The sequence below is a fragment of the Thalassotalea sp. PLHSN55 genome (genome assembly GCF_052030545.1).
GTDB lineage: Bacteria > Pseudomonadota > Gammaproteobacteria > Enterobacterales > Alteromonadaceae > CANMXU01.
Window position 1 is genome coordinate 564070 of record NZ_JBPDIH010000002.1, and the last position, 24356, is coordinate 588425.

A 24356-nucleotide genomic window follows, 5' to 3' on the forward strand; every position below is an offset into this window, starting at 1 on the left:
TTACTGGCGATATTCAACTTCTACGTCGTAATCGTCTTCATCCCAGTCTTCATCGTCAAGATCGTCATCAAGATCCGACATCGCTTCGTCATGGTACGTATCCCATTTAAACTCGACCGCTTTTTCTTCATCAGTCGCTTCTTCAAGTTCATCAGGTAAGGTATCAATAAAGTCCATTAATTTACCGCAAAGCTCTTCTGTGCCCATTTTATTAAACGCAGAAATACTAAACACTTCGCCTTGCCAATCTAAGCCCTTGACGATTTCATCAGTCAGCTCTTTAGCTTCTTCTTCTAATAATAAATCAAGTTTATTAAAAATTAACCAGCGCGGCTTGTCTGCCAATTTAGGTGAATGAACTTCAAGTTCATTAATAATAGTTTGCGCATTTTCTAGCGGTGAAGAGCCGTCGACAGGCATAACATCAACAATGTGAATAAGAATACGACAACGCTCTAAATGCTTAAGAAATTGTGTACCAAGACCTGCGCCATCTGCGGCACCTTCAATTAAACCTGGAATATCAGCAACAACAAAACTACGTTGGCTGTCTAAACGCACCACACCTAAGTTAGGTACTAGTGTGGTAAATGGGTAATCAGCCACTTTGGGTTTTGCAGCTGAAACGCTACGAATAAAGGTTGATTTACCGGCATTAGGTAAACCTAATAACCCCACATCAGCAAGCAATAATAATTCAAGCTTGAGGTTACGAATTTCACCCGGTGTGCCATCTGTTTTTTGGCGAGGTGCGCGGTTGGTACTACTTTTAAATCGAGTATTACCTAAACCATGCCAGCCACCTTTGGCGACCAAAAGTTTTTGCTTATGTTCGGTTAAATCACCCAGTTGCTCGCCGGTGTCAACATCAACCGCGCGAGTACCTACAGGTACTTTTAGCATAAGCGCTTCTGAGCTTTTACCGGTACAATCGCGGCTACGACCGTTTTCACCACGTTTAGCACGATGAAAACGCTCAAAGCGGTAATCTATTAGCGTGTTTAGGCTTTCGTCGGCAACAAGATATACGTCACCACCATCTCCGCCATCACCACCGTTAGGGCCACCAAATTCAATGTATTTCTCTTTACGAAAACTAACGCAGCCGTTGCCGCCATCGCCAGCTTCGACTCTTATTTCTACTTCATCTACGAATTTCATGGTGTTTTACAACTCCAGTGTAATGACTAAACCTAAACTAATGCTTACATTATAAGTGATTTTGCTCACTTACAAAAAACAATGTCATTCTTTCTTTGTTTAGAATTGATCATCGGATCTTAGATCCTTCAACTCTAGGTAATGATCACAGACCAAGATCAAATCATCACCAAAAAAAAACCCTGCCAAACAGCAGGGTTTTTCAATCAGTTAAGTATTATTACTCAGCAACAATACTTACAAACTTGCGGTTTTGAGGACCTTTCACTTCAAATTGTACTTTACCATCAGTTAAAGCAAATAAAGTGTGGTCTTTACCGATACCCATGTTTGTTCCAGCGTGGAATTTAGTACCACGTTGACGAACAATAATGTTACCAGCTAAAACAGTTTCGCCACCAAAGCGCTTAACACCTAGGCGTTTAGCTTCAGAATCGCGACCATTTCGTGTACTACCCGCTGCCTTCTTATGTGCCATTTTGAATCGCTCCTAAATTAGCCGTTGATGCCAGTAATTTTCACTTCAGTGAACCATTGACGATGGCCCGCTTGTTTGCGTGAATGCTTACGACGTTTAAATTTAACAATTTTAACTTTATCAGCGCGACCTTGGTTTACAACCTCAGCTACAACTTTACTTCCAGCAATGTAAGGCGCGCCTACATTGATGTCTTCGCCATTGGCGATCATTAAAACGTTATCGAATTCTACTGTTGCACCTACTTCAAGCTCAAGCTTTTCTAGGCGAACGGTCTGACCTTCAGTCACACGGTGCTGTTTACCGCCACTTTGGAATACCGCGTACATAGCTACTCCGTACTGCGCCACTATTTAAGACGCATTAATTTAAAAAATATAGGGCGCGAATTCTACTGGAAGAATACTGTTACCGCAAGTATAAATTAGAACAAAGTTAAGTTTTTTTGCATCAATGCAGATAAAGCCTTTAGATATCTTCTATAGCGCTGAAATTCGTGTAAAATTGCACGCAAAATAAATCTCTTAGCTGTTGACACAAGGGTAAGCACAAAGCTTTATGGATCTTAAAAATATACTAGCCTTAGCACACGATGACATGACCGCCGTAAATGACCTAATTTTCAGTCAATTACATTCGGATGTAGCCTTAATTAACCAACTTGGTGTCTATATTGTTAATGCGGGCGGTAAACGAATGCGCCCAATGTTAACTGTGTTAGCCTCTCGTGCATTTAATTATCAAGGCAAGGATCATTTGTCGATCGCAGCGATCATTGAGTTTATCCATACCGCCACATTATTACATGATGATGTTGTTGATGAATCAAACATGCGCCGCGGTAGAGAAACAGCTAACGCCTTATTTGGTAATAGCGCCAGTGTCTTAGTAGGTGACTTCCTTTATACACGTTCATTTCAAATGATGGTGAAACTCAATGATATGCGCATCATGGAAATATTATCTGATGCCACCAATATTGTTGCTGAAGGTGAAGTACTACAGTTAATGAATTGTAACGATCCTGACACTACTGAAGAAAGTTACATGGAAGTGATCTATTGTAAAACCGCCAAGTTGTTTGAAGCGGCAACACGTTTAGCGGCGGTTGTATCGGGTCAAGATGAGCAAACAGAGCGTGCAATGCAAGACTACGGTAAACACTTAGGTACCGCATTCCAACTCGTCGACGATATTATGGACTACACCGCTGATGCTAAAGAAATGGGCAAGAATGTTGGCGATGATTTAGCCGAAGGCAAACCTACCTTACCATTGTTATATGCGATGGCACATGGCAATGCCGAGCAAAAACAGCTTATTCGTGACGCAATTGAACATTGCAATGGCATGGATCATTTAGATGCGATCCTCGACGCGATGGCGCAAACAGGATCCTTAACTTATACCCAAAAAATTGCCGAACAAGAAGCTGATAAAGCAATTAGCGCGCTTTCAGTACTACCTGAATCGGAACACAAGCAAGCATTAATTGCTTTAGCTCATATCGCAGCTAAGCGCACTGCATAGGTAATAAATGTATGAAAAGACATTTAGGTTTCATCCTTAATATTGCGGCACTAGCACTTTTTGTTCCTGGGATCTTTTTACCGATGTTTTCATTGGACATGGCAGTTACCGCAAATATTGCCGGCTCAGGTTTATCTTCTGAGTTAGTGAATAAAGAACTCTCACTTATCGCAACAGTGGAAGAGTTGTGGCAAGACCAACGATTATTGGTGGCAGCATTAATCTTTGCCTTTTCGATTTGCATTCCGCTGCTAAAAACCTTGTTGGTCATTGTTGCTTATGCCAAACAAAAAACACAGATAGAAGAAAAAATTATCGCCTTTATCGGTAAAATTGGTAAATGGTCGATGGCAGATGTTTTTGTGGTGGCGGTTTTTCTAGCAGTATTGTCCACCAATCATGCAGAAACAGCCTCACAGCAAACACTGAAGATTTTTAGCTTTAAACTGGACTTACTGATTAGTAGCGAAACCCTTTCAGCTGTAGGAGCCGGTTTTTACTACTTTACTGGCTATTGCTTACTGTCTTTGCTTGCCAATCAACTTAGCCATAGTGCAGTTAAGTCTTAACAGCGAAATAATAGCAACTTGCTAAGTCACCTAAGCTCTGAGTTAACGTAAAAGATACACAAAAAAGCCAGTCTCTTGACTGGCTTTTTAATGATCTTTTTATAACAACAATTAGCCGTTAATAAAATCAACACCTTCTTGGATGTCTTTATTAAGCGTTGCTAACATGTCATTTTTTGCTTGTTCTTCAAACGCTGATAATTCACCGTAAGATAAAATCTCTTCAACACCACCTTTACCTAAACGTACAGGGTGTGCAAAGTAAGCAGCATCGCCACCTTCAACATCAACGTAAGCGTAATCTACAACTTCTTCGCCTTGTAGACCTTTCACTAAAGATAAACAAAAACGAGCTGCTGCTGCACCCATTGATAATGTTGCACTACCGCCACCGGCTTTAGCATTTACAACTTCAGTACCCGCGTTTTGAATGCGTGGTGTTAGGCTGGCAACTTCTTCGTCTGAGAAAGTTACGCCTTCAACTTGTGAAAGAAGTGGTAAAATTGTTGTACCTGAGTGACCACCAATAACTGGAATTTTAACTTCAGAAACATCTAAGCCTTTTAATTCAGCGATAAATGCTTCAGAGCGAATAACGTCAAGTGTTGTTACACCAAATACGCGATTCTTGTCGTAAGTACCTGCTTTTTTGAATACTTCAGCAACAATTGGCACAGTGCCATTTACTGGGTTAGTAATAATACCCACGAGTGCTTTTGGACAGTTAGCAACAATGCCTTCTGCTAATGTTTTGATAATGCCAGCATTCACTGCAAATAAGTCAGCACGATCCATACCCGGCTTACGCGGCATACCTGCTGGAATAATAACAATATCAGCACCTGATAAAGCGCTTGCTAAGTCATCAGCACCAAAACCTTCAACTTTAACTGCTGTAGGGATGTGTGATAAGTCAACAGCAACACCTGGAACTACTGGTGCAACGTCATATAAAGATAACTCAGAACCTGCTGGTAATTGAGTTTTAAGAAGTAAAGATAACGCTTGGCCGATACCGCCAGCTGCGCCTAGAACAGCAACTTTCATGGAATGTCTCCGAATTTGAGTAATTACGTAAAATTTGGTAACCAAAAGATATAGTATTGATCGCCAAAAGACAATTAATATTAAGCATTCAGGGCATGATACCGTATAATAATTTTTGCGAAATTATACTTAGGTATTATAAAATGAAACAAATGCTGCAAATTTGGGGTTTTAAGCAGCAAAATGATTCATTTTGTGGCAGTATTTCCCTCAGTAATTTACATCATTTAGCAGAATGATTTACCTCATTAAACAATTGAGTCAAAATAATTAATAATATTCACAGTAGCGATTTTCTATGACGGTTCAACAAAAGCAAGAAGCACTTATTCAAGCCTTTAAAGAGTTATTAAAGCAAGAGCAATTTGGCTCACAGGGAGAAATTGTTGAGGCGTTAAAAGCACAAGGCTTTGACAACATCAGTCAGTCAAAAGTATCACGCATGTTAAGTAAGTATGGTGCGGTTCGCACCCGTAATGCGCGTCAAGACATGGTCTACTGCTTACCAGCGGAATTAGGTGTACCAACGGCTCAAAGCCCACTTAAGCAACTGGTGATTGATATTGAACATAATGATGTAATGATCATCATTAGAACCAGCCCAGGTGCTGCGCAGTTAATTGCGCGTTTATTAGATAGTTTAAGTAAAAGCGATGGCGTATTAGGTACAATTGCCGGCGACGATACTATTTTTATCGCGCCGACCAATGTCAATGAAATTGATAACACCATCAAAAAGCTTGAAGTGTTATTTTCTCGAAATCTTGCTTAATTGTTTAAGGGCCTACTCTGCCAAACTTTCGAGTAAGTTCAAGCTCGGTACAAAAAATGCCGCGCCCGTTTCAGCTTGGGTATATTTGAGCATGTGATCAAAGTGAGGCCCTTCACCGTGGATCATGCTATGTAACATTAATTCAAACGGTTCAGGACTGCGACAATAGGCAACAAAGAATAAGCCTTGTAATTTCATATCGCCATAAGGCATGCTTTGTCTAACAATTTCAATGCTTTTGCCGTCATCATCTTTCAAATTGGTACGTTTAATATGAGAAGTTAATGGCTTTGCCTCACTTTCATATTCAATGTTGTCAACTTTGGTGCGACCAAAAACATCTTCCTGTTCTTTTTCTTCCAAACTATTCCACAGCGGTAAATTATGGCGATACCGTTGAATATGCAAATAACTGCCACCAGCAAATGCTTGATCTTCTTCATCAGAGATTAAAGCGACTTCACGGCGATGACGCCCTTGAGGATTTTCGGTGCCATCAACAAAGCCTGTTAAATCACGTCCGTCTAAGTATCTAAAGGCACGTACCTGCTCAACAAGTTCCACACTGTCGGCAAGTAGTTCACACACTTTTGAACTAACAATATGGTTAACATCACCGCGGTCACTGCGAATTTCGATGTATAAATCGTAACTAACCGACGGGGCAACTCTGTCTTCATTTTGCATAGCAACAAAAGGTTTAAGCTGCTTTGGACGTGCTTGAGGATAAAACTCATCCCAGTAGTTTGCACCAATACCAACAACACCAGTTAAGTTTGACTCGGAGAATTGGTCAGCGTAATGAGCAAATAAAGCGGGCAAACGAGTTAGCGCTTGGCGCAAATAATTGTCTTTATCTTCTAGCGCATTAAATAATAAATAGTAACCATGCAAACTAGGTTCTGCACAAATACCAAATTGTTCTCTTGCCATTAGCTTTCCTTTCCACTGCTAAGTATTGTTGACTCTTGCTGGTAATTTTACACAAAAAATTAACTTTCACAGCAATTGATTCCACAATCCCACTAAATTTTTGACCTAACATAAAAAAGCCCCGCATTTAGCGAGGCTTTAATCCATTAGTGTAAAAAGCGAACTGAATTATTTAGTAAATTCAGGGTATGCTTCCATACCACAATCTGACTTATCACAACCTTCGTATTCTTCTTCTTCACTGATACGAATACCGATAACCGCTTTCAAGATTGACCAAACGATGAAGCTAGTTACAAATACCCATACAAAGATAGTTGCCGCACCAATTAATTGACCAGAGAAAGATGAACCGTCGTTAGTTAATGGCACAATCATTAGACCAAAGAAACCAACCACACCGTGAACTGAAATCGCACCCACTGGATCATCAATTTTAATTTTATCTAACGCTAGGATTGAAAGTACAACAATCACACCAGCAATTGCACCAAACATTGTCGCTTGAATTGGCGATGGTGTAGAAGGTTCAGCCGTAATAGCAACTAAGCCGGCTAATGCACCATTTAATGTCATGGTTAAATCAGCTTTCTTGAATAAGATTTTAGCAAAAATTAACGCTGTTACTGCACCCGCTGCTGCTGCTGCATTAGTGTTTAAAAATACCATAGCAACAGAGTTAGCACTGTTTACGTCAGCAAGTTTTAATACAGAACCACCGTTAAAACCAAACCAACCCATCCATAAAATGAATGTACCTAATGTAGCCATTGGTAAGTTAGCACCAGGGATTGCGTTAATGCGACCGTCTTCAGTGTATTTACCCTTACGAGCGCCAAGTAATAACACACCCGCTAATGCAGCTGCTGCACCGGCCATGTGAACAATACCAGAACCAGCAAAGTCAGAGAATCCAAGGTCACCTAAAGTATATAAACCAAATACCGCGTCGCCGTTCCAAGTCCAGCTACCTTCCATTGGGTAGATAAAACCAGTTAATACAACAGTAAATGCTAAGAAAGCCCAAAGCTTCATACGCTCAGCAACTGCACCCGATACAATTGACATCGCTGTAGCTACGAAAACTACTTGGAAGAAGAAGTCTGAAGCGTTTGAATAAACAGAACCGCCTTCAAAACCTGCTTCAGCAGATTCAGCTAATACTGCACCAACTAATGCATCAGCACTTTCAGCACCGTCAAGTGCGATATTGTTTAAGAACACACCGCCACCGTACATAATATCGTAACCGATAACTAAGTACATAATGCAAGAAATAGCATATAGCGCGACGTTTTTAGTCAAAATTTCTGTGGTATTTTTAGCACGTACTAAGCCCGCTTCTAACATAGAGAAACCAGCAGCCATCCACATAACCAATGCACCACATATTAAAAAGTAAAATGTGTCCATTGCATACTGAAGTTGAAAAATATTTTGTTCCATTGTTTACCCCTTAAATTGCTTCAACATCTTGCTCGCCCGTACGAATACGAACAGCTTGTTGTAAATCAAGAACAAAAATCTTACCGTCACCGATTTTACCGGTGTAAGCCGCTTTAGTAATCGCTTCAACTAGGCGTTCAACAACGTCGTCATTTACCGCGATTTCTAATTTAACTTTTGGAAGGAAGTCTACTTGGTACTCTGCGCCACGGTATAATTCAGTATGGCCTTTTTGACGACCAAAACCTTTTACTTCACTAACTGTGATGCCTTCTACGCCAATTTCAGAGATGGCTTCACGCACATCATCTAATTTGAACGGTTTAATAATTGCGTTAACTAATTTCATTATTTACCCCTGTTATTGTTTGATATGACTAATACAAAGGCTGTGCCAGAAAAAATAAAACAAAATATATCAATAAGTTATCTGTTTTTAGTGATATTTAGCACATTTTTACGCACCAAAATAGGGCAATGATAATTTTTTGATGGTTTTATATGGTGCATTAAAATAACGGGGAAATAATGTGCACCACAATCGTTTGAATCTACCTTTTATGCCCAATTAAAAACAGTTAGACTGAAAGCCTTAAATGAGTTTGTTTACGCTTAGCTATTTATAATTAAAGGAAAATTGTTGTGAAGCAAATAAGTCAAGATGATAACTTTGTCTATTTAACGTTTGCCTTAGTACTGTTGTTAGTGGGCACAGCATTAGCGCAGCAATTTTTTGATCATTCAATGCAGCAACTTATGCAGTCTACCATGGTGCTTACTCTTGTGGTCGCTGTTTGGGGAGTCGACTCTAAAAACGTTTTATTACGACAGGCATTTTTATTTCCTGTTGCTATCATCATTATCGCCTATCTGGGCTATTGGTTGGCAAGCTCAGGTTATGATCACCTGCACTTATTTTTATTACTGCTATTTTTTATTTTAACTAGCATTCAAACCAGCAGACAGGTGATGTTTACTGGCGATATTAACGGTAATAAAATTTTAGGCGCAATTTGTTTGTACCTGTTAATGGGGCTTATTTGGGCGATTTTGTATACCTTAATGCAGCTGTCATTGAGCCATTCGTTTAGCAACATTAGTTCAACAGAATGGTTTGTTCTATTTCCTGATTTTGTGTATTTTTCTTTTGTTACTATTACCACTTTAGGCTTTGGCGATATCGCGCCAACCATGCCGCTTTCACGCACTCTAGTGTATTTAGAAGCGATTGTTGGTCAATTTTATTTGGCGATATTAGTGGCAAGTTTAGTGGGCGCAAGAATGAGCAGTATTGCCGAGCATCGCAGAGAAAAACATGAGCACAGTAGCGAACACACTAACAGCTAAAACAGGTTAGCCAGTAGTGTGTTGCTTGTGTGCGCGAGATTTAATAAATAATCACCGCTTTAGGGCTTAAAATTGCCAAGATGCCTAAGCGTTCCATATCACAGTAATGTCGTGCTGAGGTGACCATTTGCTCAGTAATATTTTCACTGGCAAGCTGCTCAGCGGTTAACACATCACTTAGTTGATATTTATCTGAACAATGCATTAGGTACGCAATACGTTTGGCAATATACAATAACCGCGTTTCTAACGTCGATAAGTCAAATGCACTATTATCTTGTTCTCTAATTGGCCCAACTAAGCTAAACGGAAACTGCCATAACTTTAATAACTCTGCCGTGCAGTTAGCAAAGGTAAACCCCAAGGTTTCTTGCTGCTGCTGCCATGGCAATAAATTACGGGCAGTTTGATGACAAGCAGTTACCTTGTCTGGCGTTAACTGCTTAACAACGAGCTCACCTAAATTGTGCAATAAACCTAACACGAATAAGCGCTCGGCATTAGGCGCTCTAAGTTCCGTGCCAAGAAACTTTATAATGAGCCCGCAATCAACGGTATAGCTCCAAAAATTATCGAGATACTCGTTATCAGCATCAATATTTTTAAAGGTTTCTTTTGCGGTATTGGCAATAACTAAATTATAAACTTCTGTTATACCTAACACTAAAATCGCTTTAGAAACGGTATCAATCTTTCCTTGGTAATTATAAAGTGAACTGTTTGCTAGCTTTAAAATAGTTCCGGACAACGCAGGGTCCAGTAATACTACGTCAGCAATATCATCCATGGTTGACTGTTCATCATCAATGAGTTGTTTGATCCTAAGAAAGGAGTCTGAAAGCACAAAAAACTCTTGTGCTTGTTCAGCATATTCAATCGCATTCATAACATGCACACCCTATATTGTTAAGCTTATCGGGCAAATATTACAACCTGGAACATATATAACCCAGTACATTTTCAGTATAGCCTCAAAATTAAAAATAGTAAGCTTTCTCAAGCAGATATTAGCGGCTGTCGAGCCTTCATTTTGATCTCAAGTATAGGCTGAAAAATCAACAGCACTTAGCTGTTTTCGCACTCAGCATGGATATAATATGAAGTAAATTTGCGAATATTTATTACGCCAGTATCAAAAATCAAATACTGACCTTTAATGCCTAGCAGTGTGCCTTCAACTGTCGGGGTTTTGTCAAAATTAAATGACGATACCTTAGTTGGATATTCAAGCACGGGGTAATGAATATCAATACTTGGCGTAGATAATCGTTCAATGCTTCCTTCAGGTAAATCCGCTTGGATACTTGCCAGCTTATCTGCTATTTTTGCGATTAACTCATTTGCCTGCATCGCTAAATCAATAGGTTCATTGCTGCCTTTTAACATCGCACGCCAATTGGTTTTGTCATTAATAAACTCAGCTAAGGCAATTTCCACTAAGCCTGACTGAATACGTGACTGCACCTTAAAAATAGGCATGGCTTGCGTTGCGCCTTGATCTATCCAACGGGTTGGAATTTGGCTTTCACGAGTAATACCCACTTTTAAACCTGACGTATTCGCTAAATAGACATAATGCGGCGTAAAACAGTTTTTCTCGCCCCACTCTGGCTCACGACAGGTACCTAAATGAAAATGACAGGTTTCAGGCTTCATAATGCACATATCGCACTGTGCTAATTTTTGCATACAAGGAAAACAGTAACCCTGTGAATAACTCTTCTTAGTTTTTTTCCCGCAGTGTTTGCAAGCAATATGCTCTGAATAAACCAGTTTTAATTGCTTACCTAACAAAGGATTTAACGCAAGGCTTTGTTCCCCCATCGGGAGTTGATATTGTACCTGACCATTTTCATCTAATTGCGCGGTCATTTTGTGAAGTGGTGCATTAATTATTTCTTGCATTCGTGTGCTCTTAACCAAAGTAATGACTGACATCTTAAGAAAAAATCTTTATATTCGCTAGCACTAAATCAAACGGAAAACTCACTTTGCAATCGAACTGTTGGTCTATTTATTTACTGCGTTGTGCAGACAATAGTCTATATGCTGGCATAACAACCGATATCGACAGACGTCTGAATGAACATAATCATTCGAATCGTTTAGGCGCAAAATATACACGTGTACGCCGACCGGTAACGCTAGCTTACCTTGAACAAGCAAGTGATCGCTCAAGCGCAAGCCAACGAGAATACCAGCTAAAAAAACTCACCAAGAAAGAAAAAGAAGCACTCGTAAAAAAATACTTAGCGCAGCGCTAGCAAATCAGTACAAGTGTCTACTCAAGCCATTGTTTTTTCTGGTCTGACAAGAGTTTAAAGCTTCGATTTTTGTACATTTACCTGATAGAATGCCTCGTTTTTTAATCCAGTACCGTAAAAAGGGTCATATGTTTTTAGATAAATTTTACAATATCAATGATGAAAAAATCAGCTTTGCACGCGAGCAAGCAAGTAATTTTGCCAAACAAATCGCTGATGATTTCAACCCTTTACACGATGTAACTGCAAAACGTTTTTGCGTACCTGGTGATCTGTTGTTTGCTTTAGTGTTAACGAAATCTGGCTTACAACAAAATATGAGTTTTACTTTTTCTGGCATGGTAACAGACGAAAGCATTTTAACGTTCCCGTCAGAAATTAACGAAAGCGCGGCGATTGTTGACGACAATGGCAAGGAATACATGACGGTTTCAACCAATGGTGAAAAAACCACCAAAGCGTCAACCATTGAGTCATTAATTCGCTCGTACGTTGAATTTTCCGGCCACACTTTCCCAGATATGTTGATTAAATTAATGGCTGACAAGCAAGTGATGATCAATCCAGCTCGCCCTATGGTGATGTATGAAAGCATGTCAATTCACTTGGACACGGTTGATGTTGAAGAAGTGAGCTTACAAGTATCTGACACCACGTTAACGGTTGAAGGTAAACGCGGCCAAGCCTGTTTAGAATTTGATTTAATGTCAAACGGTGAAGTAATTGGTCATGGTAAAAAGTACATGGTACTTAGTGGCCTACGCGCATACTGCCAAGAAACTATCGACACTATCGTTAGCGACTATCACCAGAAAAAAGTGCAATATCGCGAACAATTAGCGATTGCCTCATAATTTATAACCCGTCACGTTAGCCCTGTATCCTGAATAAGGGCTAACGATTGTCTCTTTTTTATCGTCTAACAATAACTACCCTGCACAATTAGCCTTTAGTCATTAGCTATTTATTCATTAGTCAGGTAAAACGTTTTGCTCAAACGCCAACTGTTGTCGCTGTTTATCTTCAACACACTCAGTAAATTTTTTCATGCTTTTGGGCTTAGAGCAGCCTTTAGGCGCTTGATAAAAACTTAGCCATTGCTGTAATTGCTTGCCTTGGTACCTTTGTTTAAAAACCAGTTGATTCGTTTGTGAAAATGGCGCTTTGGCAGTCGTAATATCTTTTTTCGATAATGCGTGTTCTTTAGCATAGGTAGATTGCTGAGTTTTTTTATCTTTGGCTTTTTTAGCGCTTTTATTTTTCTTTTTAGGTTTTAACTTACCTGTTTCACATTGCCACCATTTGTCACGTGCTTTTTGTTCTCGTTGCTGTAACGACAAACCTTTTTTATTGGAATAACCATGGCGTTGCTGCGATTGAATATTGTCTAACTTAGCGCGGTAGCTTTGGCAGTGTTTTTTGCCGGCAAAGCCCAATGGCACATAAAAAACGAGCATCAATAACATGATGAATGTAATGAAAGCGTGCATATCTATCCTTGATATTTTGTCCATCAAATCAGTGTAGACTATAATTGAATTAATTTTTATAAGTACTCATTTGCAACTACACTTGCACTTATCTTATTGTGTTTACACCATTGAATTTTTAACCATAAACGCATAACCAAACCACTATCAAGGAAGATAGATGAAGATTAAATTACTCAGCCTAATTGGCACAATATTGCTACTCAGCTCAACTTACGCTGCCACAACTACAGTTTCAAAACCACCGGTACAGCTCGCCACTAACTATCAGACAAACACTAATATTAGTGACTATTGGATCAGTGAAAAGCTCGACGGCATACGCGGCTATTGGAACGGAAAACAACTATTAACCCGACAAGGTAATACCTTACATGCTCCAAGCTGGTTCATTAAAAACTGGCCAAGTACACCACTTGACGGCGAGCTATGGATCGCACGTAATCGTTTTGAACAAGTTGCTAGCTGCGTTTTACGTAAAGAGCCAAGCAACTGCTGGCAAGACATTCGCTTTATGGTATTTGATTTACCAAGCGATAAAGGCACTTTTACAGAGCGCATTATTGCCATGAAAAAGTTAACCCGCAGCAAGGCTGCGCCATACTTGTCTATGGTTAATCAGCAAAAAATCAGTAATGAAAATGACTTATATCGCTACTTAGATAGCGTAGTAGCCGATAAAGGTGAAGGGCTGATGCTACACCATAAAGATGCGTTTTATCACATTGGTCGTAGCAAAAACATTATGAAGCTAAAAAAGCACCAAGACGCGGAAGCTAAAGTGATACAACACTACGATGGCAAAGGGAAGTTTCAAGGTATGTTAGGGGCAATATTAGTAGAAACACCACAAGGTATGCAATTTAAAATAGGCTCAGGTTTTAGCAATGACGTACGTAAAAACCCGCCTAAAATAGGTTCAACTATTACCTATAAGTATTTCGGTACAACTCAACGAGGCATCCCTAAATTTGCCAGTTTTGTCAGAGAAAGAACAACATATTAAATAGTGTGATAGTTAGGTATAATCGCGCCGTTTTTACTTTGAGTGAATGAATATCACCTATGCTGCAATACATTACCGCGACCGACTTTTCATCAAGCCAACGATTATTTCATGGTCGTGGCCACGCCTACCCTGATCTTGCTCACGTCAACGTTGACTGGTTAGCACCGGTTATTTTGATCACCCTTTATCAAGAAGTTGAGCCATCGTGGTTAGAGAAAACAGCACAAAAACTTAACGAGTTAGTCAGTGCCTGCACTTCTGTTCAGGTTCAATACCGTTGTCGTAAAATGGCACCCACCGAAGTATTACTCGGTGAAACCATCGAGCATACTATCGCCACTGAGCACGGCTTAAAATACAACATCAGCTTAGGCAAAGCCCAAAATTCGGGCTTATTTCTCGACATGGCCAATGGCAGGAAGTGGTTATTAGATAATGCCAAAGACAAAAACGTATTAAACCTGTTTGCCTATACTTGCCCGTTTTCAATTGCCGCAATAGAAGGTGGTGCTAAGCAAGTGGTTAATATTGATATTAGTAAGTCGTCGTTAAGCAAAGGCCGCGATAATCACCGCTTAAATAAACACCCGTTAGAGAAGGTAAAATTTGCAGGGGTCGATATTTTTAAATCCAATGGCCGTATTAAAAAATATGGCCCGTACGATATTATTATTTCAGATCCGCCAACCTTACAATTTGGCAGTGTAAACATTGAACGCGATTATAAAAAAATCATCAAAAAGATTCCGCAATGGTTAAAGCCTGGCGGCGAAATACTGCTTTGTTTAAACTCGCCTGACTTAAGCGATGACTTTATTTTCGAACAAGTTATTGAACATTGCCCTGAATGTAAATTTCAAGAAAAAATAACTCCGCCAGCGGTATTTAAAGAAGCGCATCAGGGCAAAGGTTTAAAGGTATTGCGATTTAAATACCTACCCTAGTCAAAACCTTTTGCCATAATTAAAACGGCTTAGCGCCTCGGTGGTGGCTATAAATTGTTAATAGCCACCAGTAAATTCATGCCCGGTATTCGAATCTACTATTTTCTACGTATAACAGAGCGTATCGCTAGTCCAAACAGTCCTAATAACCACAAATAGCTTATTGCACCACCTGACGACTCAGCTTGCTCAATTGGCTGCTCCGGCTGTGCAGGTTGTTCAGGCTGCGCAGGTGTTGACGGCTCGATTGGTGTTTCTGGTTCGGCAGGTTTTTGAGGAGCTGATGGCGTATCAGGATCTGATGGCTGCTCAGGCGTTGACGGCGCTTCAGGCGCTATCGGTGGCTGAGGTTCAGTCGGTTGCTCTGGTTCAGTCGGCTGTTCTGGTTCAGTCGGCGGCTCGGGCTCAATTTCCGTATATTGATGCGCGCCAATAGAGGGTGCTTCAGTTGCGGATACCGGGTTATTAAAATAGTCGCGCCCGCCGTTATTAGCGATCACTAAACCCGCAGAAATAATCTCTGACTCAGCCGTTATCATAAAATCTTCAGCCGTTAGCCCTGCTGCATCAACAAAACTTGGCTCACCCGTTATTGGGTTAACATCAGTCACTATGCCGTCCCAAGTCGCTGGTGCTGAAATATTACCGTGATATAAATTATGGCTAACCACATTGCCTAAATCATCAAATTTTGCCGGTTTATTATGCGGTACCACATGGTCGCCAGCAGCATAAAAAATATTGTTATATATTTCGTTATTTAGTGGCCAAGCGCCGCCCCAGTTATTAAACGAAATGCCGTGTGCCATCGGCTTAGTTAATTGAATAATGGTATTGTTATAAAACTGACCACCGGTGACTCGACCCGTTAAAAAAATACCGGCACCATTACCGACGTCGTTATCACGAAAGCCAACATCAATACCTATGTTGTAGCGGCCAATACCACCTTCTTGAAAAGCATTCACCCACTCAGAGTTAACAATGTATTCAATCAAACCACCTTCAACATCGTAACCGATGTTGTACTGCATAATGGTGTTTTTATTATTGTAATCAAAGTGGCAAACATACGCGTCGGCGTCTTCCGCACGTAAGTGTTTAAAAATATTAAACTGCACTAACGTGTCTTCGACTGCAAATGCCCAAAAGGCACTGCCCTCAGTGGTTGTATCCATTTCATTATGCTGTACCAGTGCACCTTTGGCGCCGCGTATCATCAGCATATTTCGATAAATGTTTAAGCCTTTATTATTTTGAAAAACAAAATTTTCTGTTTGGAAGGAAACTTCGCTGTTACCTTTTCGTTCATCACTAATATCTCGCGACAAATCTTTTAGCAGCACACCTAAACCTTCAATATTTGAAAAAGTATTATGTTCAATCAAAATATCGTTAAAGCGAATACCTTGGCTGTCATCATCTTCGGTAAGCATATGAATAGCGGTTGAGCGATGCGCATCCTCATGACCTATAATTTCACCTTTTTCATTAACAACATCGTGATCATCTTTAGGCGCAGCTTGAATATCAAAAAAATCTAGATGAGTAAAATGCAAATGATTTACCTCGCCTGCACCACTTGGCGCGTAAACATTAATACCATAACGCTCATCAATTGCTAAATTGGTGGTATTAAAGTTGCTCAGCTGTAAATTGTCAAAGTGATAAAACTCATTCCCTGTATTGAGTAAAAATATCTCTGCACGATTTGTATCACCGGTTAATACTGGCTTGGCTTTGGTTTCATCACCATAATCGCCAACGTAGATCACCTGTCCTTCACTGCCGCTACCTAACAAGGTTGCTGCGCCTGAAAAACTGTCACCTCGATTAAACAGTATCGATGCACCGGGGCCAAACTCTTGATTATCTAACGCACTGACCGTTTGCCACGCCGTTTCAGGCGTCAAGCCATCGTTGGCGTTATTACCCGCAGCCGATAAATACACAGTTTGGTTGATCAACGCATAGGCATTGAAAACACTGCCGATAGAGAATGAACAGGCAAGCGCGAGCTTAGCGATTGTTAACTTTTTCTTAGTACAAGTATTCATAGTACAGGGTCTCAAATGTTCAATAGGTTCAATTAACCAATTCCAATATTACACATATATACCATAAATAACACAAATTAACAAACGATGGTAATGAACAAATGTTCAAAATAAAAATGGAAAATGGAAAATGGAAAGTGGAAAGTGGAAAGTGGAAAGTGGAAAGTGGATATAAAACTCCAACCATTAAAAAAGGCCATTGAAGATTAACCTCAATGACCTTTTAGCTTTTAGCTTTTAGCTTTTAGCTTTTAGCTTTTAGCTTTTAGCTTTTAGCTTTTAGCTTTTAGCTTTTAGCTAGAGCCTATAAACCAAACAAACTAACCGCAAAGAACTTTTGCGCAACCGTATTAATAAATACCACTAAAATAATGGCAGGAATGAAAGTACTTAACGAGAAGTTGATGTATTTTTCCACCCATGAACCTTTATACGATTCACTGCCAATACTGAGTTCTTCAGACAATTTTGCTTTTTTCCAGCGGTAGCTAACAAAAATACATAATAAGAATCCGTTTAACGGCAAGATAGTGTCGTAGAAAATATCGTACACTACGTCAAAAAACGATCGAGTACCGCCTGCGTAACTGGTAAATTCAGTGAAAAAGCTCACCATACCAAACGATACCGTAGCAAAAATAGTTAATAAACCTGCTGTAATTAATAGAATAAACAAGGCTTTTTTACGACTGTGCTTTTTCTCTGTCACTAAGTAAGACACAGGTACTTCTAAAATAGACACCAGTGAAGTAATTGCCGCAAAGAAAACTAAAACAAAGAAAAATGTCGCCACAACACTCGCGCCAATGTAGCCAATAGATGCTTGTAAGGCTAAAAATATTTTTGGCAAGAAAGTAAATATAAGTGATACCGAACTATCACTTAATGTTGAAGTATCAATTGCTGGGTCAAACGAGAATACCGCCGGTAAAATCATTAAGCCGGCAGTAAAAGCAACGGCGGTATCGGTAATGGCAACCAATTTAGCCGAGTTAGCAATATTGGTTTGACGATTAATGTACGAGCCGTAAGTAATTAAAATCCCCATACCCAGCGACAATGAAAAGAATGCTTGTGACAAAGCGCCATTGATCACTGTTGGTGTAATTTTAGAAAAATCTGGAATGATGAAAAACTTTAGTCCTGCCATCGCATTATCTAGGGTTAACACAAAAATAACCATCAGCACTAACATTACAAACAGTGTTGGCATTAAGGTTTTAGCCGCCTTTTCAATACCGTCTTTAACGCCGGCAACCAAGATAAAGTTAACAATTGCAGCTACACCTGCCATGGCTAGAAAGATATAGGGACTATTAATAATTTCGCCAAATCCTGCGGGGCTAGCTAAGTAGTCTAGATTACCCGTCACGGTTAAGGCGATATAAGCAAAAATCCATACCGTTAAAACCATGTAAAATACTGCGATCATAAATGGTGTTAATACACCAAATAAACCGGCTACGCTCCAAAGCTTACTACCACCACTTAGTGATTTATAAGCGCCAACAGGCTCTTTTTCTGTTTTACGACCCAGTGCCATTTCGGCGATCATCACTGGCAAACAAACTAAAAATACAAACAAGGCATAAACTAAGAGAAATGCACCACCGCCATTTTTTGCGGCATTAACAGGAAAACCCACTAAGTTACCAATACCAACAGCAGATCCTGCTGCGGCTAAAATAAATCCAATTTTAGAACTAAAGTGTTCTCTTGCTGCGCTCATATTTTTCCTCTTAATTATGATAACTCTTTTTTAATTAGCTGATGCTAGCAAGCTTTTTTCGCAAAGTCTTGTTTGACTCTGTCTCAATAAGCGCCAAAGTGTATGATAATCACTCCATTTGTAACTCAAAACTCGCTTTATGCTTTCTTCTTGCTGTACAAGCCAGAATTCATAATTGACAAAATATTTTGCGCTTCTGCTGAGGCAAATTCTGCCGCTTCATTAAGATCATCAGTACTAATGTTAAGGCTGTTACATAATTGTTCATCAACCGCCTGATCATAGCTAAACTCGTCAGGGTGAGAATCAACCAAGGCTAAGCGTGACGCTAAATACAACACCTTTATATCTTTATTAATTTGAATAGTTTTTGCTTGATTATAATGACGAATCGGCAAAATAATTTTTTCTGGGATCTGCCAAATACTGAGTAGTTCGGCCGAAATATCAGTATAAGTAAAACCTAACTCTTGCTGCTGCAGATCCCATGGCAACTGCTCAGGTGAATATTTTTCACATTGCTGAGCAATTTCAGGGGTAATTTTTGCCACCAATAATTCGCCAAAATTTTGCAATAAGCCAGCCACAAACAAACGCTCAATATCTTTAATATTAGCTTTAATGGCCAAATTTTTTGCCGCTAAGCCCGTAAACACGCTCATCCGCCAATAGCGTTTTAAATCAATCGCTTGATTAGAGAAGTGTTTAAACGCTGATGCAGCGACATCAACCAACATCATGTTATATATCGATTGCGTGCCAATTATGGTGATAGCGCGAGAAATGGTGCTAATTTCTCCAGGAAAGCTATAAATAGCGCTATTGGCAATTTGCAATAAACGCGAGGTCATCGACGGGTCGATGCTAATAACATCGGCAAAATCAGCAATGGCCGAGTTTTCATCGTCCATTAACGCTTTCACTTTAAAACAAGCATCAGGTAATGCGAAAGAGCCATTTGCCCGCAGAGCATAATCATGAGCATTCATATTTTATCTTCTCTCTTGTATTTTTATTAGCGGTAAACCAACCGGTATAACGTTAGTTTATTCGTTTACCTTTTTAATAAGTGTAGCGTGTTAACGCTTTTTGTTCTTTTGCCTTTCACTCTAGCTATTCTAAAATAGGCACACCGCGATCATTAAAAACATTCTCCATAACAACATAGGTATGTGTCTGGGCAACAGCAGGTAGTTCAACAATCACACCAAGAACTTCACGATAGGCTTCCATATTTTCAAATCTAAGCTTTAGTAAATAGTCAAAACCGCCGGCAACCATGTGGCACTCTGCCACTTCTTTAATCGCGACAACTTCATTTTGAAAACGACTAAAAACATCACTGGTGGTTCTGTCAAGGGTCACTTGAATAAAAGCCGACATGCCGTACTTTAATTTAGCAGCATTTAAAAAAGCACCATAGCGGTTAATATAACCTTCTTTTTCTAAGCGCTTCACTCTATCTAAACACGGACTGGCGCTTAAATTAACTTTTTTAGCTAATTCAACATTTGAAATTCGACCATCTTTTTGCAAAGCGTCTAAAATTGTTAGATCAATACGATCTAATGCTCTTGATTTATCCTGAGACATATTCAGTATTTTTTATGGCTAAAGTTTAATTTAACCAAATAAGCTACGGCAAAAATAAGAATAACGCCAGCACATTTTGTTACAGCTTAGATAAAATTCAGCACTAATTTATTTTGTTGATTAAGAAAAAAGGTGTCCTTATGTTATTTAACGGTTCATTAAAAACATCTAACCCAATCCGTCAGGCGATTCGTGATAATTACCGCGCCGACGAAAATACAATATTAGATGAGCTGTTACCTATTGCTGAAATTGGTGTCGATGCCAAATCGAGAGCATGGGAATTTGCTCGCCAATTAGTGGTTAATATTCGTAAAGACCAAGTAGGTAAAGGTGGTGTTGACGCACTTTTAAATGAATTTTCGTTATCTACCGAAGAAGGCGTAGTATTAATGTGTCTTGCTGAAGCCTTATTACGCGTGCCTGATAAGAGCACTGCAGATAGCTTAATTCGCGACAAACTTGCCGACGGAGACTGGGGCGCACATATAGGTAATAGTGATTCTATATTTGTTAACGCTTCATCATGGGGCTTGTTGTTAACCGGTAAACTAGTTAACTACTCTGACACAAAGAAAACCGAACAATTTGGTTTGTTAAAGAAAACCGTTGGTCGATTAGGCGAACCCGTTATTCGTAAAGCAGTGCGTTACGCTATGAAAATTATGGGCACACAATTTGTCATGGGCCACACCATAGATAGCGCTATTGAACGTGCCCAAGAAACTGAAGCCAAAGGTTACACCTATTCTTATGATATGTTAGGTGAAGGTGCTCGCACCATGGCTGATGCCGACCGTTACTTTAATAGCTACATGAGTGCAATAAAAGCTATTGGTAACGCGGCTAACAATAAAGGACCACAACAAAGTCCAGGTATCTCCATTAAGCTTTCAGCGATCCACCCTAGGTATGAATTTTCTCACCGCGAACGTGTCATCGAAGAACTTATTCCGCGCTTGAAAAAGCTTGCTTATGCCGCTAAAGCATACGACATAGGTTTTACGGTTGATGCCGAAGAAGCTAACCGCTTAGACTTATCGTTAGATATTATTGAAGCAGTATTTACCGACTCAGATTTAGATGGCTGGCATGGTTTTGGTATCGCTGTACAAGCCTACCAAAAACGAGCACTGCAGGTTATCGAATGGATCCGCGACTTAACCTTAAAAACCAATCGTAAAATGATGGTGCGTTTGGTTAAAGGCGCCTATTGGGATAGCGAAATTAAAGAAAGCCAAGTTGAAGGTTTCGCCGACTTCCCGGTATTTACCCGCAAGCCCTCAACGGATGTTTCGTATCAAGCCTGTGCTAAGCGTTTACTTGAATATCGCGATAGCATTTACCCACAGTTTGCCACACATAACGCTTATACAGTGGCAACAATTATCGAAATGGCAGACACCACCACAGGTTTTGAATTCCAGCGCTTACACGGCATGGGCGAGTCGTTATACGATCAAGTCGTAACCGGTAAAAAAGTGCCTTGTCGCGTCTATGCACCTGTTGGTAAACATTCCGATTTACTTGCTTATTTAGTACGCAGGCTACTAGAAAACGGCGCCAACTCTTCGTTTGTTAACAACATTGTTGATGAAAACATTCCGGTTGAATCCTTACTTGCTGACCCAGTTGAAGTGGTGCAAGCGTGGCAAAATAAATACAACCCGAACATTCCTCAGTCAATTGACATCTATGGTAGTGAACGTAAAAACTCAAAAGGTATCGACTTAACCGATATTGACGATATTAGTGAAATGCGCGTTACCATTGAAAAACATCAATTAGAGTCGATTGATAAGCCAGAAAAAGACAATATTGAAGCGGTAACCAACCCTGCTAATACCGATGAAGTAGTTGGTTATATTGAGCATATCTCAGCAAGTCAAATGACAGCGTTAGTTGATAGCGCAGAACAAGCCTTTGATACTTGGTCAAATACACCGGTGGGCGAGCGTGCAAACATACTACTAAAAACTGCAGATGCGTTAGAAGCACATCGCGATGAATTAATCGGCTTGTGCATTAAAGAAGCCGGCAAGTCTGTTGGTGATAGTGTTGCGGAAATTAGAGAAGCTGTCGATTTTTGCCGTTATTATGCCGCCAGAGCACAAGCGCTTTTTCATACCAGCGAAATAGCTTCTCGTGGTGTTGTCTTGTGCATTAGCCCTTGGAATTTTCCACTAGCGATTTTCTTAGGCCAAGTCTCTGCTGCAATTGTTACCGGCAATACCGTCATTGCAAAGCCGGCAGAGCAAACCAGTTTAGTTGCTTTACGTACCATCGAATTAATGCAGCAAGTTGGTTTACCTAAAGGCGTAGTTAATGCCGTTATCGCTCGTGGTAAATTAGTGGGCGAAACCATAGTGCCTGATGAACGCATTCAAGCCGTTATGTTTACCGGTTCTACCGAGACAGGCAGTTGGATTTCGCAAAAACTTGCCCAGCGTCAAGGTGAGCCTGTGCCGCTAATTGCCGAAACCGGTGGTCAAAACTGTATGATAGTTGACTCTACCGCCCTACCCGAGCAAGTGGTTGACGATGTTATCACTTCTGGCTTTCAAAGTGCGGGTCAACGCTGCTCGGCATTACGGGTATTATTTTTACAAGACGATGTCGCCGATAAAATCATCACGATGATCAAAGGCGCGATGCAAGAGCTAACCGTTGGTGACCCAGCGTGGTTAACCAGCGATGTTGGCCCCGTGATTGATAAAAAAGCCCTCAATGCTTTAAACCAACATGTTGACTATTTAAACGATAAAGCGATTTTGCATTACAGCTGTGATACTTCCACCATCAAGGGCGATGCTCATAACTTCTTTGCGCCACGCCTTTATGAAATTGAGCACTTGTCATTATTGAAAAAAGAAGTGTTTGGTCCGATTGTGCATATCGTACGTTATCAAGCCAACCAACTTGAGCAAGTTATCGAACAAGTTAATGGCACCGGTTTTGGTTTAACTATGGGTATTCATACCCGTATTGAAGAAAAAAGCCGATACTTAGCCGCTCGTTCGCGTGCCGGTAATGTCTATGTTAACCGCAATATGATTGGCGCAGTTGTTGGGGTGCAACCTTTTGGTGGTCGAGGGCTTTCTGGTACCGGTCCAAAAGCTGGTGGGCCACAATATTTAACGACGCTTGTTAAAGAGAAAACTAGCTATCAAGATACACCATTGTCTGAAGCAGAGCATAGTCAATTGTTAGCGGATATTGAACAAGCAAAAGGCAATAGTGCAACGATTAATACGACAGCAAGCTTAGCCAAACAAAGCGAAGTACCGTGGTCTTTTGTACCGCTAAATAATAAGCTGTCTATTTTGCGTCAATTGTTAGCGAGTTTAGCTTCAAATAAAGTGGTTATTGCTCAAGAAGCGCAGTTACCACAAGTGCTGCAAGAAGTGCGTAGTCAGTTATTAGTGATTGAAAAAACACTAGCAACACCAAAAGTACTGCCAGGGCCGACAGGCGAGTCTAATATTTTATATTTAGAGTCTCGTGGCACATTAGCCTGTATTCGTTGTCAGCAAACCAGCTTCAGCTTTTGGCTAAACGCACTCTTTTCAGCGCTAGCAAGCGGCAATTGCTTAATTGCTGTGGTGGATAAAGCTTTTGCACAAGAAACGCAAACCATTGCCAATTTATTGAAAGAATTAGGGTTGCCTGAAGGTGTATTCCAAGTCACTGGGCTTAATAATATCGAGCATGTTCTAAACGCGCCAAGTTTAGCTGGTACCATTATTGAGCAAACCAGCCCATTTAAACGTTTTTCTGGCGAGCTTATTGCCGCGCGCAGCGGTGCAATTTTGCCTCTATTAACAAACATTAATAAGCAGGATTTATTTGAGCGTTTAACGACAGAGAAAACCATTACCATAGATACAACAGCAGCGGGTGGTAATGCCTCACTAATGACAATGGAGTCGAATGTTAGTTAGCAAACGACGAACATCACTTTAAAAACAAAAAACGAGCAATAAATTG

General features: G+C 40.2%; 23 protein-coding genes. 9 read left to right on the forward strand and 14 right to left on the reverse strand.

Annotated elements, in window-relative coordinates; translation table 11 throughout:
• The 3 genes from cgtA to rplU all read right to left on the reverse strand — a co-directional run bounded on the left by cgtA (position 1) and on the right by rplU (position 1968).
• Complete coding sequence (gene cgtA / locus ACRRSQ_RS05540) at positions 1-1161, reverse strand: Obg family GTPase CgtA (protein ID WP_440874711.1); 1161 nt, start codon at positions 1159-1161, stop codon at positions 1-3.
• A 220-nt stretch (positions 1162-1381) separates the two neighbouring features.
• Entirely contained in the window at positions 1382-1639 is a 258-nt protein-coding gene (gene rpmA, locus ACRRSQ_RS05545) for a 50S ribosomal protein L27 (RefSeq protein WP_135439229.1), read from the reverse strand.
• A 17-nt stretch (positions 1640-1656) separates the two neighbouring features.
• Positions 1657-1968 (reverse strand): 50S ribosomal protein L21, encoded by a 312-nt coding sequence (gene rplU / locus ACRRSQ_RS05550; RefSeq protein ID WP_440874712.1) that lies wholly within the window; start codon positions 1966-1968, stop codon positions 1657-1659.
• 229 nt (positions 1969-2197) lie between these two features.
• On the opposite strand from rplU, the gene ispB reads away from it, so the two are divergent.
• Both ispB and ACRRSQ_RS05560 read left to right on the forward strand, forming a co-directional pair.
• The gene (gene ispB, locus ACRRSQ_RS05555) at positions 2198-3169 is read left to right on the forward strand and encodes an octaprenyl diphosphate synthase (RefSeq protein ID WP_440874713.1); all 972 of its coding nucleotides are present in this window, start codon (positions 2198-2200) and stop codon (positions 3167-3169) included.
• 11 nt (positions 3170-3180) lie between these two features.
• Positions 3181-3738 carry a paraquat-inducible protein A gene (locus ACRRSQ_RS05560; RefSeq protein WP_440874714.1) on the forward strand — a complete coding sequence of 186 codons (558 nt, stop codon included), beginning with the start codon at positions 3181-3183 and terminating at the stop codon, positions 3736-3738.
• A 111-nt stretch (positions 3739-3849) separates the two neighbouring features.
• Here ACRRSQ_RS05560 and mdh read toward each other — a convergent pair whose 3' ends face one another.
• On the reverse strand, positions 3850-4785 hold the full coding sequence (gene mdh / locus ACRRSQ_RS05565; RefSeq protein ID WP_440874715.1) for a malate dehydrogenase: 936 nt from the start codon (positions 4783-4785) through the stop codon (positions 3850-3852).
• A 298-nt stretch (positions 4786-5083) separates the two neighbouring features.
• Between mdh and argR the strand changes: the two genes are divergently transcribed.
• A complete protein-coding gene (gene argR / locus ACRRSQ_RS05570) occupies positions 5084-5557 on the forward strand; it encodes a transcriptional regulator ArgR (protein WP_440874716.1) in 474 nt (157 codons plus the stop codon).
• 12 nt (positions 5558-5569) lie between these two features.
• Here argR and ACRRSQ_RS05575 read toward each other — a convergent pair whose 3' ends face one another.
• The 3 genes from ACRRSQ_RS05575 to glnK form a co-directional block, all read right to left on the reverse strand.
• On the reverse strand, positions 5570-6490 hold the full coding sequence (locus ACRRSQ_RS05575) for a Dyp-type peroxidase (RefSeq protein WP_440874717.1): 921 nt from the start codon (positions 6488-6490) through the stop codon (positions 5570-5572).
• Positions 6491-6658: 168 nt separating this feature from the next.
• On the reverse strand, positions 6659-7936 hold the full coding sequence (locus ACRRSQ_RS05580) for an ammonium transporter (protein WP_440874718.1): 1278 nt from the start codon (positions 7934-7936) through the stop codon (positions 6659-6661).
• Between the two features lie 10 nt (positions 7937-7946).
• On the reverse strand, positions 7947-8285 hold the full coding sequence (glnK, locus tag ACRRSQ_RS05585) for a P-II family nitrogen regulator (RefSeq protein ID WP_440874719.1): 339 nt from the start codon (positions 8283-8285) through the stop codon (positions 7947-7949).
• A gap of 293 nt (positions 8286-8578) precedes the next feature.
• Here glnK and ACRRSQ_RS05590 point away from each other — a divergent pair, with 293 nt between their 5' ends.
• Complete coding sequence (locus tag ACRRSQ_RS05590; RefSeq protein WP_440874720.1) at positions 8579-9283, forward strand: potassium channel family protein; 705 nt, start codon at positions 8579-8581, stop codon at positions 9281-9283.
• A gap of 40 nt (positions 9284-9323) precedes the next feature.
• Here ACRRSQ_RS05590 and ACRRSQ_RS05595 read toward each other — a convergent pair whose 3' ends face one another.
• Entirely contained in the window at positions 9324-10169 is an 846-nt protein-coding gene (locus ACRRSQ_RS05595) for an HDOD domain-containing protein (RefSeq protein ID WP_440874721.1), read from the reverse strand.
• A gap of 179 nt (positions 10170-10348) precedes the next feature.
• Entirely contained in the window at positions 10349-11155 is an 807-nt protein-coding gene (locus tag ACRRSQ_RS05600; protein WP_440874799.1) for a DUF2797 domain-containing protein, read from the reverse strand.
• Between the two features lie 119 nt (positions 11156-11274).
• On the opposite strand from ACRRSQ_RS05600, the gene ACRRSQ_RS05605 reads away from it, so the two are divergent.
• Complete coding sequence (locus tag ACRRSQ_RS05605) at positions 11275-11547, forward strand: GIY-YIG nuclease family protein (protein WP_440874722.1); 273 nt, start codon at positions 11275-11277, stop codon at positions 11545-11547.
• Between the two features lie 128 nt (positions 11548-11675).
• The gene (locus ACRRSQ_RS05610) at positions 11676-12401 is read left to right on the forward strand and encodes a DUF3581 family protein (protein ID WP_440874723.1); all 726 of its coding nucleotides are present in this window, start codon (positions 11676-11678) and stop codon (positions 12399-12401) included.
• 117 nt (positions 12402-12518) lie between these two features.
• Here the strand turns inward: ACRRSQ_RS05610 and ACRRSQ_RS05615 are convergent, their stop codons facing one another.
• Positions 12519-13037, reverse strand: coding sequence for a hypothetical protein (locus ACRRSQ_RS05615; protein ID WP_440874724.1), 519 nt, complete (start codon positions 13035-13037; stop codon positions 12519-12521).
• Positions 13038-13197: 160 nt separating this feature from the next.
• Here ACRRSQ_RS05615 and ACRRSQ_RS05620 point away from each other — a divergent pair, with 160 nt between their 5' ends.
• A complete protein-coding gene (locus ACRRSQ_RS05620; protein WP_440874725.1) occupies positions 13198-14043 on the forward strand; it encodes a DNA ligase in 846 nt (281 codons plus the stop codon).
• Positions 14044-14102: 59 nt separating this feature from the next.
• Complete coding sequence (locus ACRRSQ_RS05625) at positions 14103-14990, forward strand: class I SAM-dependent methyltransferase (protein WP_440874726.1); 888 nt, start codon at positions 14103-14105, stop codon at positions 14988-14990.
• A gap of 98 nt (positions 14991-15088) precedes the next feature.
• On the opposite strand, the gene ACRRSQ_RS05630 is transcribed toward ACRRSQ_RS05625, so the two are convergent.
• From ACRRSQ_RS05630 to ACRRSQ_RS05645, 4 genes are all read right to left on the reverse strand, one after another.
• Positions 15089-17047, reverse strand: a complete 1959-nt coding sequence (locus tag ACRRSQ_RS05630) for a hypothetical protein (protein WP_440874727.1) — start codon at positions 17045-17047, stop codon at positions 15089-15091.
• Positions 17048-17351: 304 nt separating this feature from the next.
• Positions 17352-18776 carry a sodium-dependent transporter gene (locus ACRRSQ_RS05635; RefSeq protein ID WP_440874728.1) on the reverse strand — a complete coding sequence of 475 codons (1425 nt, stop codon included), beginning with the start codon at positions 18774-18776 and terminating at the stop codon, positions 17352-17354.
• A gap of 137 nt (positions 18777-18913) precedes the next feature.
• Positions 18914-19765, reverse strand: a complete 852-nt coding sequence (locus ACRRSQ_RS05640; protein WP_440874729.1) for an HDOD domain-containing protein — start codon at positions 19763-19765, stop codon at positions 18914-18916.
• Between the two features lie 124 nt (positions 19766-19889).
• On the reverse strand, positions 19890-20369 hold the full coding sequence (locus ACRRSQ_RS05645; protein ID WP_440874730.1) for a winged helix-turn-helix transcriptional regulator: 480 nt from the start codon (positions 20367-20369) through the stop codon (positions 19890-19892).
• A 140-nt stretch (positions 20370-20509) separates the two neighbouring features.
• Here ACRRSQ_RS05645 and putA point away from each other — a divergent pair, with 140 nt between their 5' ends.
• Entirely contained in the window at positions 20510-24310 is a 3801-nt protein-coding gene (gene putA, locus ACRRSQ_RS05650) for a bifunctional proline dehydrogenase/L-glutamate gamma-semialdehyde dehydrogenase PutA (RefSeq protein ID WP_440874731.1), read from the forward strand.
• Positions 24311-24356: the final 46 nt, after the last annotated feature.

What these genes read in the sequence shown, in the direction of transcription:
- glnK (WP_440874719.1), bottom strand. Translation starts at nt 8,285, where the DNA reads ATGAAATTAGTTAACGCAATTATTAAACCGTTCAAATTAGATGATGTG.
- ACRRSQ_RS05600 (WP_440874799.1), bottom strand. Translation starts at nt 11,155, where the DNA reads ATGACCGCGCAATTAGATGAAAATGGTCAGGTACAATATCAACTCCCG.
- ACRRSQ_RS05620 (WP_440874725.1), top strand. Translation starts at nt 13,198, where the DNA reads ATGAAGATTAAATTACTCAGCCTAATTGGCACAATATTGCTACTCAGC.
- ACRRSQ_RS05635 (WP_440874728.1), bottom strand. Translation starts at nt 18,776, where the DNA reads ATGAGCGCAGCAAGAGAACACTTTAGTTCTAAAATTGGATTTATTTTA.
- ACRRSQ_RS05645 (WP_440874730.1), bottom strand. Translation starts at nt 20,369, where the DNA reads ATGTCTCAGGATAAATCAAGAGCATTAGATCGTATTGATCTAACAATT.
- mdh (WP_440874715.1), bottom strand. Translation starts at nt 4,785, where the DNA reads ATGAAAGTTGCTGTTCTAGGCGCAGCTGGCGGTATCGGCCAAGCGTTA.
- ACRRSQ_RS05625 (WP_440874726.1), top strand. Translation starts at nt 14,103, where the DNA reads ATGCTGCAATACATTACCGCGACCGACTTTTCATCAAGCCAACGATTA.
- ACRRSQ_RS05575 (WP_440874717.1), bottom strand. Translation starts at nt 6,490, where the DNA reads ATGGCAAGAGAACAATTTGGTATTTGTGCAGAACCTAGTTTGCATGGT.
- argR (WP_440874716.1), top strand. Translation starts at nt 5,084, where the DNA reads ATGACGGTTCAACAAAAGCAAGAAGCACTTATTCAAGCCTTTAAAGAG.
- ACRRSQ_RS05610 (WP_440874723.1), top strand. Translation starts at nt 11,676, where the DNA reads ATGTTTTTAGATAAATTTTACAATATCAATGATGAAAAAATCAGCTTT.
- putA (WP_440874731.1), top strand. Translation starts at nt 20,510, where the DNA reads ATGTTATTTAACGGTTCATTAAAAACATCTAACCCAATCCGTCAGGCG.
- ACRRSQ_RS05630 (WP_440874727.1), bottom strand. Translation starts at nt 17,047, where the DNA reads ATGAATACTTGTACTAAGAAAAAGTTAACAATCGCTAAGCTCGCGCTT.
- rplU (WP_440874712.1), bottom strand. Translation starts at nt 1,968, where the DNA reads ATGTACGCGGTATTCCAAAGTGGCGGTAAACAGCACCGTGTGACTGAA.
- ACRRSQ_RS05580 (WP_440874718.1), bottom strand. Translation starts at nt 7,936, where the DNA reads ATGGAACAAAATATTTTTCAACTTCAGTATGCAATGGACACATTTTAC.
- ispB (WP_440874713.1), top strand. Translation starts at nt 2,198, where the DNA reads ATGGATCTTAAAAATATACTAGCCTTAGCACACGATGACATGACCGCC.
- ACRRSQ_RS05595 (WP_440874721.1), bottom strand. Translation starts at nt 10,169, where the DNA reads ATGAATGCGATTGAATATGCTGAACAAGCACAAGAGTTTTTTGTGCTT.
- ACRRSQ_RS05615 (WP_440874724.1), bottom strand. Translation starts at nt 13,037, where the DNA reads ATGCACGCTTTCATTACATTCATCATGTTATTGATGCTCGTTTTTTAT.
- rpmA (WP_135439229.1), bottom strand. Translation starts at nt 1,639, where the DNA reads ATGGCACATAAGAAGGCAGCGGGTAGTACACGAAATGGTCGCGATTCT.
- ACRRSQ_RS05640 (WP_440874729.1), bottom strand. Translation starts at nt 19,765, where the DNA reads ATGAATGCTCATGATTATGCTCTGCGGGCAAATGGCTCTTTCGCATTA.
- ACRRSQ_RS05560 (WP_440874714.1), top strand. Translation starts at nt 3,181, where the DNA reads ATGAAAAGACATTTAGGTTTCATCCTTAATATTGCGGCACTAGCACTT.
- cgtA (WP_440874711.1), bottom strand. Translation starts at nt 1,161, where the DNA reads ATGAAATTCGTAGATGAAGTAGAAATAAGAGTCGAAGCTGGCGATGGC.